16 protein-coding genes and 1 pseudogene are annotated in these 14,780 nt (G+C 69.5%); 10 read left to right on the top strand and 7 right to left on the bottom strand.

What is annotated here, in order from left to right; genetic code table 11:
• The first annotated feature begins 593 nt into the window (after positions 1 to 593).
• Entirely contained in the window at positions 594 to 1,361 is a 768-nt protein-coding gene (locus AB0M56_RS23915) for an SDR family NAD(P)-dependent oxidoreductase (RefSeq protein WP_364179680.1), read from the top strand.
• A 63-nt stretch (positions 1,362 to 1,424) separates the two neighbouring features.
• Here the strand turns inward: AB0M56_RS23915 and AB0M56_RS23910 are convergent, their stop codons facing one another.
• Complete coding sequence (locus AB0M56_RS23910; protein ID WP_364179679.1) at positions 1,425 to 2,369, bottom strand: alpha/beta fold hydrolase; 945 nt, start codon at positions 2,367 to 2,369, stop codon at positions 1,425 to 1,427.
• Between the two features lie 28 nt (positions 2,370 to 2,397).
• Positions 2,398 to 3,414, bottom strand: a complete 1,017-nt coding sequence (locus AB0M56_RS23905; RefSeq protein WP_364179677.1) for a TIGR03619 family F420-dependent LLM class oxidoreductase — start codon at positions 3,412 to 3,414, stop codon at positions 2,398 to 2,400.
• A gap of 202 nt (positions 3,415 to 3,616) precedes the next feature.
• Between AB0M56_RS23905 and AB0M56_RS23900 the strand changes: the two genes are divergently transcribed.
• Positions 3,617 to 4,450 (top strand): SDR family oxidoreductase, encoded by an 834-nt coding sequence (locus AB0M56_RS23900; RefSeq protein WP_364179676.1) that lies wholly within the window; start codon positions 3,617 to 3,619, stop codon positions 4,448 to 4,450.
• Between the two features lie 62 nt (positions 4,451 to 4,512).
• Here the strand turns inward: AB0M56_RS23900 and AB0M56_RS23895 are convergent, their stop codons facing one another.
• From AB0M56_RS23895 to AB0M56_RS23885, 3 genes and pseudogenes are all read right to left on the bottom strand, one after another.
• A complete protein-coding gene (locus tag AB0M56_RS23895; RefSeq protein ID WP_364179675.1) occupies positions 4,513 to 5,655 on the bottom strand; it encodes an acyl-CoA dehydrogenase family protein in 1,143 nt (380 codons plus the stop codon).
• Positions 5,655 to 5,840 (bottom strand): annotated as a pseudogene (locus AB0M56_RS23890) (3-hydroxyacyl-CoA dehydrogenase family protein); the annotation flags it as partial. The pseudogene AB0M56_RS23890 and the gene AB0M56_RS23895, both read right to left, overlap by 1 nt.
• The gene (locus AB0M56_RS23885) at positions 5,822 to 6,163 is read right to left on the bottom strand and encodes a phosphatase PAP2 family protein (protein WP_364180017.1); all 342 of its coding nucleotides are present in this window, start codon (positions 6,161 to 6,163) and stop codon (positions 5,822 to 5,824) included. The gene AB0M56_RS23885 and the pseudogene AB0M56_RS23890, both read right to left, overlap by 19 nt.
• Before the next feature lie 448 nt (positions 6,164 to 6,611).
• Between AB0M56_RS23885 and AB0M56_RS23880 the strand changes: the two genes are divergently transcribed.
• From AB0M56_RS23880 to AB0M56_RS23860, 5 genes are read left to right on the top strand one after another with little or no spacing between them, the layout of a single operon-like run.
• Positions 6,612 to 7,304: a response regulator transcription factor gene (locus tag AB0M56_RS23880; protein WP_364179673.1), complete on the top strand. Its 693-nt coding sequence runs from the start codon at positions 6,612 to 6,614 to the stop codon at positions 7,302 to 7,304.
• Complete coding sequence (locus AB0M56_RS23875) at positions 7,301 to 8,707, top strand: ATP-binding protein (RefSeq protein WP_364179671.1); 1,407 nt, start codon at positions 7,301 to 7,303, stop codon at positions 8,705 to 8,707. Before AB0M56_RS23880 ends, AB0M56_RS23875 begins: the two co-directional genes overlap by 4 nt.
• Positions 8,708 to 8,763: 56 nt before the next feature.
• A complete protein-coding gene (locus AB0M56_RS23870) occupies positions 8,764 to 9,393 on the top strand; it encodes a DUF998 domain-containing protein (protein ID WP_364179669.1) in 630 nt (209 codons plus the stop codon).
• Complete coding sequence (locus tag AB0M56_RS23865; protein WP_364179667.1) at positions 9,390 to 11,474, top strand: glycosyltransferase; 2,085 nt, start codon at positions 9,390 to 9,392, stop codon at positions 11,472 to 11,474. Before AB0M56_RS23870 ends, AB0M56_RS23865 begins: the two co-directional genes overlap by 4 nt.
• 16 nt (positions 11,475 to 11,490) lie before the next feature.
• On the top strand, positions 11,491 to 11,952 hold the full coding sequence (locus tag AB0M56_RS23860) for a hypothetical protein (RefSeq protein ID WP_364179665.1): 462 nt from the start codon (positions 11,491 to 11,493) through the stop codon (positions 11,950 to 11,952).
• Here AB0M56_RS23860 and AB0M56_RS23855 read toward each other — a convergent pair.
• Positions 11,943 to 12,152: a hypothetical protein gene (locus AB0M56_RS23855; protein WP_364179663.1), complete on the bottom strand. Its 210-nt coding sequence runs from the start codon at positions 12,150 to 12,152 to the stop codon at positions 11,943 to 11,945. The genes AB0M56_RS23860 and AB0M56_RS23855 overlap by 10 nt on opposite strands.
• Positions 12,153 to 12,227: 75 nt before the next feature.
• Here AB0M56_RS23855 and AB0M56_RS23850 point away from each other — a divergent pair, with 75 nt between their 5' ends.
• The 3 genes from AB0M56_RS23850 (at position 12,228) to AB0M56_RS23840 (ending at position 14,438) form a co-directional block, all read left to right on the top strand.
• Positions 12,228 to 12,845: a hypothetical protein gene (locus AB0M56_RS23850; protein ID WP_364179661.1), complete on the top strand. Its 618-nt coding sequence runs from the start codon at positions 12,228 to 12,230 to the stop codon at positions 12,843 to 12,845.
• Positions 12,846 to 12,925: 80 nt separating this feature from the next.
• Positions 12,926 to 13,552 carry a DedA family protein gene (locus AB0M56_RS23845; protein ID WP_364179660.1) on the top strand — a complete coding sequence of 209 codons (627 nt, stop codon included), beginning with the start codon at positions 12,926 to 12,928 and terminating at the stop codon, positions 13,550 to 13,552.
• A 49-nt stretch (positions 13,553 to 13,601) separates the two neighbouring features.
• A complete protein-coding gene (locus AB0M56_RS23840; protein ID WP_364179658.1) occupies positions 13,602 to 14,438 on the top strand; it encodes an undecaprenyl-diphosphate phosphatase in 837 nt (278 codons plus the stop codon).
• On the opposite strand, the gene AB0M56_RS23835 is transcribed toward AB0M56_RS23840, so the two are convergent.
• A complete protein-coding gene (locus AB0M56_RS23835; RefSeq protein WP_364179656.1) occupies positions 14,435 to 14,740 on the bottom strand; it encodes a hypothetical protein in 306 nt (101 codons plus the stop codon). The two genes, AB0M56_RS23840 and AB0M56_RS23835, sit on opposite strands and share 4 nt — an antisense overlap.
• Positions 14,741 to 14,780: the final 40 nt, after the last annotated feature.

Raw genomic sequence — 14,780 nt, 5'->3', positions numbered from 1 at the left:
ATTGATCAATGCCGGGGCGACCGCCGGACGCTCGGTGCCCGGGACGACGTCGAGTACGTGGCGTTCACGTGCTTCTCAATTCCGGCGCGGAGAATCTCTGTCGCCCGCGGGTTGGACGCGGACTGCAGGACGAGCAGGAAAGGGTCGAGGTCGTCCGCGTCCGGCGCGCTGCGGCGGACAAGCGTCGCCGCCGCGTCGCGCGCCAGTGTCGTGGGGTCGCCGCTCAGTTACCGTTCGCTCGGTCAGAGACACCTCCACCACTTCTTCGAAGAGCCCTTCCTTGGAGCCGAAATACTTTCTCAGGTATCAGCACGGTCGAATACGTCGACGAACCTAGCGGGAGGGTGTGCTGGGATCTGTTCTTTCCGGTCTGCGAAGGACCCCGGTAGCCGGCCGCTCTTCGTGCTCGGTCGGCCGGTGGCTCTGCGGGTGGACGTATGGCGAGTCTGGACAGCGCCATGCATTGAGTATAACTATAGGAACATTCTATCTGAGGTGAAACCTTCGCCTTTGGGCTGGGTGCCACGACTGCGTGCTGTCGCGGAGCGGCTCATTCACCCGGGCACAAGGCTTCGAGAGAATTGTGAGGCAACATGACGAGTGCGACGATGACCGACGAGCTGTTCTCCGTCCGGGAGAAGGTTGTCGTGGTCACCGGCGGCGGCCGGGGGTTGGGTGAGATGATCGCCCGGGGCTTCACCGAACGCCACGCCAAGGTCTACATCGTCGGCCGGGACGTGGACACACTGACGAAGACGGCCGAACGTCTGTCCGCCGCGGGGACGTGTATTCCGGTCGCGGCGGATCTGTCCACTGTCGCGGGTATGGACGCCGTCGCCGAGGCGCTGTCCGCAGAGCCGGCTGTCCACGTGCTCGTCAACAACGCGGGTGCCAACATCCGTGGCGAGGTGGGCACCTACCCCGAGTCGGCGTTCGACGACCTCTTCGCTATCAACGTAAAGCCGGTTTTCGGCCTGGTGCAACGGCTTCTGCCGGGCCTGCGCAAGGCGGCGTCGCCCGGGGATCCGGCGCGGGTCGTCAACATCGGCTCGGTGGTGGGACTGAAGCCGTCGGGGCAGGGCTACGCCTACTCGACGACCAAGGCAGCGGTGCATGCACTTACGCGCCACCTCGCCCTCGCTCTCGGCCCGGAGTCGATCACCGTCAACGCCATCGCGCCTGGCCCATTCGAGACCGAGCTGATGGCCGGCCGCATGGACCGCATCGTCAGCCAGCTGTCGATCAGGCGCCCAGGTGTCGACCTCGATCTGATCGGCGCGGTCGTGTTCCTGGCGTCTCGTGCCGGTGCGTTCGTGCACGGCAGCGTGCTGCCGGTCGACGGTGGTCTCGCGATCACGTGATCGGGCGGGTGAGCACCTGCAGGACGAGGCTAGACCCGGCCGTCGAGCGGCCGGGCCTCGGACTCAGCCGGTCAGGGTGTTCTCGAGCCAGTTCATCAGCACGCCCGCGATCTCGCTGCTGTTGTCCTCGAGCATCATCATGTGGCCGTTCCCCTCGATCCCGATGTCGGCGAGGTACAGCGGTTCCGCTGCTGCTCCGGCCGCGGTGAGCCAGTCGACGACCTCGGCGTCGAGCTCTCGCGGGTGGTCGATGTCCTCGGTGCCGGTCACGACCAGGATCCGTTTGCCGACGAAGCCGGAGGTGTCCTCGACCCTGAGCTGCCCACCGCCGATGTTGGTTCGTTCGAACACGACGGTACCGCTGATTCCTTGAAGGGAACGGAAATACTGATCTGCGGCGTCGCGGGGGAAGCGTGTACTTGACCCCACCAGCTTCGCGCTGTGGAATTCCGGCGGGAAGACCAGTGTGCGGTCGAGGTCGAGCACGGTGTGCCCGGATGGCATGGCCACGACCTTGCGGTTGCCCTCGTCGCGCAACAGCCGGCCGAGTTCCGCCTCCATGTTGCCGGGTGACGCGGGCGCGATACCGATCAGCGCCGCGATCGAGCCAGGGTGCTCTTCGACCAGTTTCCAGCCGAACGCGCCGGAGATTGAGTGGGTCAGCACGACCACCGGCTCCCCGATCGCGGCGATTACCTTCCCTAGCCCCGCGACAATCACTCGGCCGGTCAGGTCCTGCGGAGGAACATGGCCGCTTCGTCCGACTCCGGGCCAGTCGACGAGGACGACGCGGTGCCCGCGACGCAGGAAGTCTTCGGCCCAGCCCGGGCGTCTGTCCGGGGTTGTGAGGTAACACGCGCCGGAGTGCACGCCACCGGTGATCATGAGTACCGGTGGGAGTGAGCTGGGTTCGAGCGGCTCGAACACCTCGTAGTAGGTCGACGGCTCGTCGACGAACCCGGAACGGTGCCGGCAGGGGGTGGTCTCGAGCTGACGGCCACCGGTCATGTCTGAGTTCCCTTCGGTTCCGGTACGGCTAGAGCACACGACGGGGGAGCGGGGCGAGTCCCGCGGCCGGTGCGGCGATCTCGGCGAACCAGGCGAGTGCCTCGGTGAAAGCCGTCAGTGAGGGGGCCGGCAAATCGATGATGAAATCCGTGGCTCCGATTGCCGTCCAGCGCGTGACGAGATTGGCCACTCGTTCGGCAGCGGCATCGCTCGGCGCCTCGAACGACGGAGCGGGTTCGCCACGAGGTGCGCGCCCGCCCAGCGGTGCCAGAGGGGCAACGATCCGAAAGTCATCCGACTTCGATTCCCATTCGGGTGTCGAGCGGGCCTTGGCGACGACATCTGTGATGGTCTCGAGCGGCGCACCGAACGGGGCCCAGCCGTCGCCGAGGCGCAATGCCCGTCGCAACCCAACGAGCCGGTTCCCCCCGATCCAGATGGGCGGCCGGGGCAGCTGACTGGGTCGGGGCTCGCACAGAACGTCGTCGAACCGGACGAACTTTCCATGGTAAGTGGCGACCTCGTCCCTCCACAGCGCTTCGATCGCCTTGATGTGATCATCGACGATGGCTCCGCGCTGGTCGAAGTCGACACCCGCGGCGTCGGCTTCGTGCCGACGGCTGCCCACGCCGAATCCGGCGATCAGGCGACCGCCGGAGAGATGGTCCACCGTCGCCAGTTCTTTGGCTGCGATCAAGGGACTGCGCAGATGGGCCTGGTACACGAGGGTCACCAGGCCGATGCGGTCGGTGGTCGCGGCCAGGAACCCCAAGGTCGCGACGGGGTCGTAGAAGCGCGCACGCCCGTACACGCGCAACTCGTCCACTGCCAGTGCGCCATGGTCGCCACACGCGATGAACGCGTAGCCGAGTTCGTCCGCGAGCCGGCCGATCTCGACCAGATCGGCGGGGGTTGCGTGCACTTCCCAGTCCCGCAGGCTGATCGGGTACAGGATCGGCGGGAAGAGCCCAAAGGAGAGCTTCGGGAACCTCTTCGCGGTCGGGCTGGTCTCCGTCTGTGCCCGGATCTCCGGGGTGTCGAGCATCGTCGCTCCCATCTGGCCTGACGGTCCGATGCCGGCGCCGCGCCTGGTGATCCTGGTAGGAAGACGCCGACGATCGCCTTAAGCTCCTATGATTATCCTATAGGGTGAAGCCTGTCCAGAGGGTAGATCGGCGCCGTGGTGCGCAGCCAGTCGGGCACCGATTGCGCATTTTCGTTGTCGGCCTGCGGAAGGGATGACGGTCATGGACAAGCACGTAACGGTGATCATCGGCGTCGGCGGAATGGGGATAGCCATCGCGCGGAGGGTCGGGTCCGGGCGGGCGCTGTTGCTCGGCGACCTCGACACGAAATCCCTCGAAGCCGCGGCGGCCCAGTTGCGCGCTGAAGGCCACGACGTGACTACGCGACCGGTGGACGTCGCCGACGGCGAATCAGTCGCGACGCTCGCGGGCACGGCGACGAACCTCGGACACGTCAGCCAGATCATCCACACGGCTGGGGTCTCGCCGGCCCAGGCGTCCGCAGAGCAGATCCTGCGCGTCGACCTGCTCGGCGTCGCCCAGGTCGTGGACGAGTTCGGCGGAGTCGTCGCGCCCGGAGGGGCGGGAGTCGTGATCGCGAGCATGGCCGGGCACCGGTTGGCCACGATGCCGGTCGAACAGGAGTTGGCCCTCGCCGACACCCCGGCCGCGCACCTGCTCTCGCTCCCGTTCGTCGAGGCCACCCTTTCCTCTGCCCGCTCCGCGTACTGGCTGTCCAAGCGAGGCAACCAGCTGCGGGTGCAGGCCTCGGCGGCACGATGGGGTGAGCGGGGCGCCCGCATCAACTCGATCAGCCCCGGCATGGTGTCCACACCGATGGGACAACAGGAGCTCGACGGGCCGGGCGGTGACCGAATGCGTGCGGCGGTGGCGGAATCGGCCGCCCGGAGATTCGCCACCCCCGACGACATCGCGTCCGCCTGCGCCTTTCTGGTCAGCGCGGAAGCGGGATTCATCACCGGCGCGGACCTGCTGGTCGACGGCGGCGTCACCGCCATCCGGGCGCGCGAAGCCCGCATGGCGATCGCGGGTTGACACCGCTGCGCGCGCCGCGGACGTGCTGTCCTCAGTGGACGTCCGCGGCCGCGCGTGCGGAGTCAGCCCTTGAGCAGGGCCCGAGCCATCACGATTCGCTGGATCTGGTTGGTGCCTTCGTAGATCTGGGTGATCTTGGCGTCGCGCATCATGCGTTCGACCGGGAAGTCGCGGGTGTAGCCGGCGCCGCCGAAGAGCTGGACGGCGTCGGTGGTGACCTCCATAGCGATGTCGGACGCGTAGGTCTTCGCGGCGGACGCCATGAAGCCCGCGCATTTGTCACCGCGTTCGGAAGCCGCGGCGGAGGCGTAGATGAGATGGCGGGCGGCTTCGATTTTCATACCCATGTCGGCGAGCATGAACTGCACGCCCTGGAACTCCGCGATCGTCTTCCCGAACTGGCGACGTTCCCTAACGTACGCCACGGCCGCGTCGAGAGCGCCCTGCGCGATGCCGAGCGCCTGAGCGCCGATGGTGGGGCGGGTGTGGTCCAGTGTCGCGAGCGCGGTCTTCAACCCGGTGCCGGGTTCGCCGATGATGCGGTCGGCGGGGATGGCGCAGTTCTCGAAGTGAATCTCGCGGGTGGGGGAGCCCTTGATGCCGAGTTTGCGTTCCTTCGAGCCGATGGAGAAGCCCGGGTCGTCTTTGTGGACGGCGAACGCGGAGATGCCGTTGGACTTCTTCGCGGCGTCGGGGTCGGTCACGGCCATGACGGTGTACCAGGTGGACTCGCCGGCGTTGGTGATCCAGGCTTTGGTGCCGTCGAGGATCCAGCGGTCGCCGTCGAGTCGAGCGCGGGTGCGCATGGACGCGGTGTCGGAGCCGGCTTCGCGTTCGGACAGGCCGTAGGAGGCCAGCGCACCGGCGGCGATGTCGGGCAGCACTTGCTGTTTGAGATCTTCCGAGGCGGACAGGATGATCGGCTGGGTCCCGAGCTTGTTCACCGCGGGGATCAGGGCCGCGGACGCGTCGACGCGCGCGACCTCTTCGATCACGATGCAGGTGCTGATGGCGTCGGCGCCCTGGCCGCGGTAGGCCTCGCCGACATGTACCGCGTTGAAACTCGACTTGTTCAGTGCCTCGACCGCTTCGGCCGGGAACCGCTCGTGCTCGTCGACCTCCGCCGCGTACGGCCCGATCTCCTTCTCCACCATCGCACGCACGGCGGTGCGCAGCTCCTCGTGCTCCACGGCGAGCTGGTACATCAGGCATCCTTCCTGTAGTCGTAGAACCCGCGACCGGATTTCTTGCCGTACAGCCCGGCGTCGACCATGCGCAGCAGCAGCGGAGGGGCGGCGTAGAGCGGCTCCTTGAACTCCGCGTACATGGAGTCCGCGACAGCCTTGGTCGTGTCGAGCCCGATCAGATCGGTCAGCCGTAGGGGACCCACGCGGTTCCGAAGAAGGCGATGCTGCCGATCACGTCGGTGGGCCAGTGGACGCCGAGGTACACCCGGGTCCGCGCGATCGCCACCACGTAGGTGCCCGCGATGATCCACAGCGTCGCGCGCAGGACCGGCCGGTCGCGCAGCCGTTGCGCCGCGAGCCGGGCGAGCACGCCCGCGGCCAGGATCGCGTCCGAGGTGTGACCCGAAGGGAACGACTGGCCCGACGCGGCGGCGGCCCAGTCGGTCTCGGGCGGTCGCGGCCGCGCGATCAGCGCGGAGAGCCCGAACCGGCACAACACGCCCAACCCGACGACCCCGGTGACCATAGCGGCGCGCGCCAGTCGCGGACCGAGCGAGCCTTGCGTCAGCGCGATCGCGGCGAGGAACACCGCCGGCACGGCGAACGCCGAGGACGCCGTGCTCGTCAGGGTCGCAGCGAACGAGACCACCGCGACGGAGCGGTGGCCGGTCACCCACGCGTGCAAGCCCAGGTCGAATCCCTTCGTCCAGAGCAGGATCCCGGTCGCCGAGACCGTCAGCAGCAGAAAAACCAGTGTCGCGACCTCGGCGACGGCGGCCGGGGCGAGCACCCGGCCGCCGGTCTCCGGTTCCGCGGTTCCGTGCACGGCTCGACTGTAGGTTCCCCACGACTAACGGGAGGTTCGAGCGAGGTCAATGACTTCGCAAGCGGATTTAACCGGTCGCTAACCGTACGCTGACGGTCTGCTCAGCCACGCGCCGGTAGTTTGCGGTGGAAGAGACCCGGAGGCGCGAGTGCACGTCGTGATCGTCGATGACGAAGCCGCGCTGCGGGACTCGCTGTCGCGGACCCTGCGGTTCGAGGGCTACACGGTGTCGGTCGCGTCGGACGGGGCGCGCGGGCTGGAGCTGGTCAGGTCGCAGCGGCCGGACGGGGTGATCCTCGACGTGACCATGCCGGTCCTGGGCGGCATCGACAGCTGCCGGCTGCTGCGGGCCGAAGGAAACCACGTCCCGATCCTCATGCTCACGGCCCGCACTGGCGTGGACGACCGTGTGGCCGGCCTCGATGCCGGTGCCGACGACTACCTGGTCAAGCCGTTCGCGTTGCAGGAGTTGCTCGCCCGGGTCCGGGCCCTGCTGCGCCGCACGGACTACGCCGCCGCCGCGACGGAGCTCCCGCCCCCGCTGGCGTTCGCCGATCTGGTGCTGGACTCCTCGACCCGGGAGGTCACCCGTGGATCGCGGCCGCTTCGCCTCACGCGCACCGAGTTCTCGTTGCTGGAGACGTTCCTGCGCAACCCGCGCCACGTGCTGACCCGCGCGGTGATGTTCGAACAGGTGTGGGGGTACGACTTCGGTGCGGCGTCCAACGGCCTCGACGTCTACGTCGGTTCGCTGCGCCGCAAGCTCGAGGCCGGGGGAGAGCCGCGGCTGCTGCACACGGTGCGCGGCGTCGGCTACGTGTTGCGTGAGGACCCGTTGTGAAACGGCGGTTCCCGGACCTGACGTTGCGGGCCCGGCTGACCGTGCTCGTGGTGGCGGCGGTCGCGGTGGCCGTGGTCGCCGTCTCGCTCACCTCGTGGCTGGTGACGCAGGCGAGCCTGTACCGGCAGTTCGACGCGCAGTTGCAGGCCTACGCCCAGGTGGCCGCGAAATCCGCGTCGCCGGCCGACGCGCTGGCTACCTTGCGCGCGGCCGACCGTGACGGGCGCAGCGCGGACCCGGGTCACGGCGTCGGCCTCACCGTCCAGTTCCTCGACGCAGCGGGCGCGCCGACCGGGGCCGCCGGGGAGGTGAGCGCCTTTCCGGTCGGTGCGCAGGCGCGGCAGGTCGCGGCCGGGGTGATCTCGGTCGGCTCCGAGGTCGACAGGATCGGGTCGGACCGCTACCGCGTCTGGATCGCCGCGCGTCCGGCCGGCGGTGCGGTGCAGGTCGCCCGCGATTCGGAGGGGGTCGAGCACACTCTGGCCGACCTCGGGCTGTGGGAACTGCTGGTCGGTCTCGCCGGTGTCCTGGTCGCCGCGCTCATCGGCCGCGCGGTGGCGAAAACGGCGTTGCGTCCGGTCGACACGTTGACCGCGGCGGCCGGCGAGGTCGCGCGGACCCAGGCGCTGGCGGCCGAGATCACCGTGAAGGGCCGGGGTGAGCTGGCGAAGCTGGCCGAGTCGTTCAACGAGATGCTCGCCGCGCTGGCCACTTCGCGCGACGATCAGCGCCGCCTGGTCGAGGACGCCGGCCACGAGCTGCGCACGCCGCTGGCCAGCCTGCGCAACAACATCGAGCTGCTCATCCACGCGCAGACCCGGTCCGGGCTGCCGTCGGACGACCACGCTCGCCTGCTGGCCGACCTTGATACTCAGTCCGCCGAGCTCACCGACCTGGTCGGCGAGCTGGTCGAACTGGCGACGGGAGACCGTTCACCCGAAGACGTGGAAGACGTCGAGCTCGCCGACGTCGTGCGTACCGCGGTGGACCGGGCGCGGCCGCGAGCGACCGGGATCCGGTTCGCCCTGTCGGCCGAAGCCGCCGTGGTCCGGGGCGGGCCGGCCGCGCTCGAGCGCGCGGTGCTGAACATCCTGGGCAACGCCGCCAAGTGGAGCCCTGCCGGCGGCACCGTGACCGTCACCCTCACCGCCGAGCCGGGCGAGGCGCACCTGGTGGTGACCGACGAGGGCCCGGGCATCCCCGACACCGATCTGCCGCACGTGTTCGAACGCTTCTACCGGGCCGCGTCCGCCCGGGCACTGCCCGGCTCCGGGCTCGGGCTGGCCATCGTGCAGCAGGTCGTCCTGCAGCACCACGGACGGGTCACCGCGTCCAACGGCGACCGCGGCGGGGCTCGCTTCGAGCTGACCCTGCCATGCGCAGCACCCGTCCGCGGTTCTTAACCAAACCGGGCTCGATCTTCATCGTTTCCTCATTCAAGCTCACGATCGTGGGCCGAGTGACGACCACTTCGCCTCGGCCCGCTCGGATCAGCCCGATCGCGTGGACCGCGATCGGGCTGTGGACGGCGGCGTTGGCCCTGGTGGGCGGGCTGACCATCGGGTTCGCGGACCGCGTCGACCCGTTCCGTGACCCGGTGAGCGACTACGCGCTGCACCGCTGGGGCCGGGCCCTATTCACGATCGCGGTGCTGCTCGTGCTCGCCGGCGGGATCGCCCTCGTCGTGGCGGCCCATCTGGCGGGGCTGCCCCGCGACCGCGCCGTGTCCGTCCTCTTCGGACTGTGGGTGGCCGGGCTGTTCCTCGTCCTGCTTTTCCAAGAAAACCCCAGCACCACCGTCGTCACGGTGCACGGCGAAATCCATCGCTTCGGCGGCGCCGTGCTGTTCGCGTGCCTTCCGCTGGCCTGCCGGGCGCTGGTGCGGCTCCTGCGCGCTGACCCCCGATGGTCACGCCACGCGCAGCGGGTCCGCTCGTGCGGCCGGCTCGCCTTCGCCACCGCGGCGGCGTTCGGGATCGCACAGTTCGTCTCTGAGCTGCCCCAGGGACTGCTCGAACGAGGCGCGCTCGCCGGGGAGCTCGGCACCCTGGTGACCATCGCGCTCGTGGTGCGGACGGCGGCTCGATGACCCTCCTCGCCGTCGCCTTCGCCCTGCTCGGTGCCTGCTTCTTCGCCGGATCTGTTGCCTTGCAGCACAACGCCGTCCAGACTCGGAGCAGCGGCACGGGCCGGGTCAAGCTCGCGTGGCTGGCCCGGTCGCGGACGTGGCAGGCCGGGGTCCTCCTCGGAGTCACCGGCACCGCGCTACACCTGACCGCGCTGTCGCTCGCGCCCCTGGCCATCGTGCAGCCGCTCGGCGTACTCAGCCTCGTGCTGACCGTGCTCGCCGGGCACGGCGCGGTGACCTCACGCCGGATCCGCGTCGCCGCCGCGGTCGTGTGCGTCGCCGTCGCCGGGTTCGTGCTCACCTCGGCGTCCGCGCCGGCCCCGCACGCGCACATCACCACGAGCGCCGTTGTGCTCGCCGTGCTGGCCGGCCCGGCCGTGGCCGCGGCGGGGCTCGCCTGCAGGGGCCGCGCGCGCTGCCTCGGGCGCGCAGCCGCCGCGGCCGTGCTGTTCGGACTCAGCGCCGCGGTGATGCGGGCGGCCGCGCTCAGCCTGCCCCACCCGCTGACCGCGGCGGGATTCGCGCTCGCGGGCGGTGCGCTGATCGCCGGTGGCGGCTGGCTGCTCCAGCAAGCCCACGCCGCCGGGCCCACCGCCGTCGTGGTCGCCGCCACGACGGTGCTCGACCCCCTCACCGCCGTCGGCGCCGACCAGCTGCTCTACGGCGAAGCACCTCACCTCGTCCCGGCACTCGTCGCCGCACGCCTGGTCCTGGCGCTGGCCGCCGTGCTCGGCGTGCTCGTGCTGGCCGGTTCCCTCAGCGGTCCCTCCGAACATGACCTCTCCGAACATGACCTCTCCGAACACGGTCCTTCCGAAGACGACAAGGAATCTCAGATGCCCGACTCGCGCTCCGCCTCAGGTTTCCGGATCCTGCTCGGCGCCGACACGTTCCCGCCCGACATCAACGGAGCGGCCCACTTCACCGCCCGCCTCGCCCACGGCTTGGCCGGCCTCGGCCACGAGGTACACGTGCTGCGGCCCCAGCCCCGCAGCGACGACTCGGACCACGGCCGACTCACCGTGCACGACGCGCGCGCCTTCGGGACGCCCTTCCACCCGACGTTCCGGGTCAGCACTCCCGGGGGTGCTCGCCGAGCCGCGGAGCAGGTGATGGATCGGGTCCGGCCCGACGTCGTCCACGTCCAATCCCACTTCTCCGTCGGGCGCGCCCTGCTGGCCGCCGCGCACCGCCGAGGCATACCGACCGTCGCGACCAACCACTTCATGCCCGAGAACCTTCTCGGCTACCTCCGGCTGCCGCAGTCGGTCCGGCGCGTGCTGATCCGCGTCGGCTGGCGCGACCTGGTTCGCGTGTATCGCACGGTCGGGACCGTCACGACGCCGACGCCGCGGGCCGCCGATCTGCTGGCGCGCAACGGACTCGAACGCCCCGTCAGCGTCATCTCGTGCGGGATCGATCTCGCCCACTACCTCGAGCGGGCCACGCCGGCGACGGGTGACGTCGCGGTCCTGTTCGTCGGCCGCCTCGACGCGGAGAAGAACGTCGACGAGCTCATCCGCGCCGTCGCCCGCGTGCCGCGGCTTCGCGCCGAGATCGTCGGCGACGGCTCTTGCCGCCCCGCGCTCACGAACCTCGCCGCGCAACTCGGTGTGGCCGACCGCGTGTGCTTCCACGGCTTCGTCCCCGACGCCGACCTGGTCCGCATCTACGCGTGCTGCCAGATCTTCTGCATGCCGGGCACTGCGGAACTGCAGAGCATCGCCACCATGGAAGCCATGGCCGCCGGCCTGCCCATCGTCGCGGCCGATGCGATGGCGCTGCCGCACCTCGTGCGCCCCGGCGTCAACGGCCACCTCTACCCACCCGGCGACATCGACGCCCTCGCCATCCGCCTCGACGAGCTGGCCGTCGCCCCAGGCGTCCGCGCGTCGATGGGCGCGGCCAGCCGTGCCCTGGTGGCACGGCACGACCTCGCCGACACCCTCGAGAGCTTCGTCTCCGTGTACCGCCACGCATGCGGAGTGGCGCAACCGGCGGAGACCGAGCTGCGCCAACCGTCTGTTGCGCAAAGCTCGTGACCACCGCCTGACCGATGTGACCAACGAGGCTGAATTCGAAGCTGCCGGGCTCGTCGAGACGTGGGCCGAGGCCGTCCTGCGGCAGGCCGAGCGCGACAACAGCGCTTGGGCTGATCTGAATCAGGCATGGGACCGCTTCGACCGCGCCGACGGTTGGAGTTCCGCGGGGGACGAACGATCGAAGGCATTCCGGCAGCTGTGGGCCGAAACTCATCTGCTTGTCTGGTCGGCTCGCCAGCTCGAATCCTGGGTTGCGCGGTTGGCGACGGAACGGGGCGAACCCGTGCCGACCGAGGACCCCTGGCTGAAAACTCTTCGAGACGCCTTGGAGCACCTCAACGAGGCCGAGGTCCGCGACGGGCACGCTGTTGCCGGGCAGGAAGCTGTTGACACCGTGGCGGCCGGGCGACGATGGCGCGGGCGCCGTGGCGTGCGTTGCTCGCGCTGCCCGGACGTTCCCTCGGGACCTCACTCGTAGACGATGGTCGGCTCTTCGGCCTCGTCGAGCCAGCACGGCTCGACCAGGCGGCGCGCGATGCGCTGGAGAAGATCGAGAGTGAGCGCCTCGACCAGGCTGCCGAGACCTGGATCGACGCACAGCCTGACTGATCGAGCTGGACCGCGACCGTCGATGAGCTGCGTGAACGGACCAGTCGAGACGCCGCTCCCGTGGATCATCGAATTCGGCCAGGGCACAGCAAAATCGCGGCCAATTCGGCTGCCGCGGGCTTCGGGCCCGGGCAGTCTCGAACCATGGCTGTTCCTGATTCGGCCCGTTCGGCACTCTCCCCGGTGGCACGTTTTCTTCGTCTGGTGCGCCCGGCCGTGCGGCGGCGGCCTTCGGTGCGGATCTGGGACCGGATCGAGGCGGTGCTGATCCTGGTGTTGAGCGCGGCGCTCTTCGGGTCGGTGCCGGTCTGCTTCGGGCTCGCTTCGTCGGTCTTCGCCGAGGATCGGGCGACGGATGCGCGGGCCGGGGTGCGCTACCAGGTCACGGCGAAGGTGTTCCCGGGCTCGGCTGCCCTGCAGACGGCCGGCAGCGAGGGCTTGCTCGGCACGCGCCGCGTCCGCGCAACGTGGACCGCGCCCGACGGGGCGGCCCGCGGAGGCGATCTCACGGTCGAGCTGAGCCCCGCTGGACCGCATGTGGTGAAGATCTGGGTTGACCGCCGGGGAGTGCAGCAGGCGGCGCCGCGGACCACCGCCGACCTGCTGTTCGGCGCGCTCATGTACGGCGTCGCGCTCGAGTTCTGCGTGGTCGTGGCGGTCGCGCTCGGGTACGCGACTGCGCGATGGTGGCTCGACCGTCTCCGCGCCCGGGGCTGGGACCGCGAGTGGCGGCGGCTCACCGGCGTCGGGAGGGACGCCTGATCACTCCGTAAAACGACAATGGTGTAGAAATACTACATTCCTGTCGAATATCTGGACTACCGCGGAAGGCGGTCTGCTGCATGAATCCGTTGAGCGCGACGTCGTGGCTCTCGAGCCTCGGCACGGCGGGGGTGTTTCTCGTCCTGTTCGCCGAAACCGGCCTGCTGATCGGGTTCTTCCTGCCCGGTGACTCACTGCTGTTCACTGCCGGGCTGTTCTGCACCACCAATGCCACGGCCACCGTCCACCTGTCCCTGCCGCTGGTGCTGGTGGCCGCGGTCGCCGGTGCGCTGCTCGGGGCGCAGACCGGGTTCGTGCTGGGTCGCCGCGGGGGACGGGCGCTGCTGGCGCGCACGAGCAACGCGCACCTGCACCGCGGGATGACCAGAGCCGAAGAGCTCTTCACCCGCTATGGCCACGCGAAAGCGATCGTGCTGGCCCGGTTCATCCCGGTCGTGCGCACCGTGCTGAACCCGCTCGCGGGCATCCTTGACGTCCCCACGCGCACGTTCACCTTGTGGCAGGTCCTCGGCGGGCTATTGTGGTCGGTCGGCGTCACGGTCGCCGGGTACCTTCTCGGTGCCAGTGTTCCCGGGATCGACCAGTACCTGCTGCCGATCATCGCGCTCGTGGTTATCGTCTCGCTGATCCCGCTGGCGCTCGAAGTGCTCCGGAGCCGCAAGCAGCGCCGCGGAGCCGGCTCCTGATGTTCCCGCCCCTCAGTACCTTCAGCACTGTCAGTAAAGGAAAAACGCGTTGAGCGCGATCGACCTTGGCCAGTCCGTGATCCTCGGGATCGTGGAAGGCCTGACCGAATTCCTGCCCGTGTCGTCGACCGGGCACCTAAAGATCGCCGAGGGGCTGCTCGGCATCCCGGTCGACGACCAGTCCGTGGTCGGATTCACCGCGGTGATCCAGGTCGGTGCCATCGCCGCGGTGCTGGTGTACTTCTTCCGCGACATCGTGCGGTTCGCCGCGGCGTGGGGCCGCGGGCTGGTCAACCCGCGGGCGCGCCAGGAGCACGACTACAAGTTCGCGTGGTGGGTCATCCTCGCGACAATGCCGATCGTCGTCGCGGGCCTGCTGTTCCAGTCGCTGGTGAAGGGGCCGCTCGCGTCGTTGTGGGTCGTCGCGATCTCGCTCATCGTCGGCAGCGGGATCATGGGGGCCGCGGATCGGTTCGGGACCGGCAAACGCGGTGAGGCCGAGTCCACCTTCGCCGACGCGATGCTGGTCGGCTCGTCGCAGATCCTCGCACTGCTCTTCCCTGGGTTTTCGCGCTCCGGCGCCACGATCTCGACCGGCCTGCTCCGCGGCCTGGACCGGGTCACCGCCACGCGGTTGTCGTTTTTCCTGTCGATCCCGGCGTTGACCGGAGCCGGGCTCTACGAGCTGAAGGACGCGCTCGGCGGCGGCGTCGACGTGCTGCCGCTCGTGGTCGGGACGGTCGTGTCGTTCGTCGTGGCGTACGCGGCGATCGCGTGGCTGCTCAAGTTCGTCGCGGCGCACACCTTCACGGCGTTCGTGATCTACCGCGTTGTCGTGGGGGTCGCGCTGCTGGCCGCGTTGGCGTCGGGCGTGTTGTCGGCCTAAGCGGAGTCGGACCGTGCGAAGCCCTCTGCGGCGAGCGCTTCGCGTGCGGCGGCGACGATGCTTTCGCCGTGGGCGAGCAGGTCGTTGAGGCTCCGCTCGCGCATGAGCGGAGCATCGCGAAGATCCCCGTCAGGCAACAGCTCGGCAACCCGCTGCACTGTATTCACCGCGTGCCACGCGGCCAGCGTCAACGGGCCAGGCGGTGGAGCGTCGTCGGCCGGCATCGACGGTCGGAGTTGCGCGGCGAGCCGGCCGGTCAGCTCGGACAGGCGCGCCGCGCGCGGCAGCTGGAGTTCGGGCATGGGCTCGTCTCCGTTGTGGCAGCGGGAAACCAGGTAGTGG

The sequence above is a fragment of the Amycolatopsis sp. NPDC051372 genome, from assembly GCF_040682095.1.
Lineage (GTDB): Bacteria > Actinomycetota > Actinomycetes > Mycobacteriales > Pseudonocardiaceae > Amycolatopsis.
Note: the sequence above shows the minus strand (reverse complement) of the source record. Positions and strands in the feature narration are given on the sequence as shown.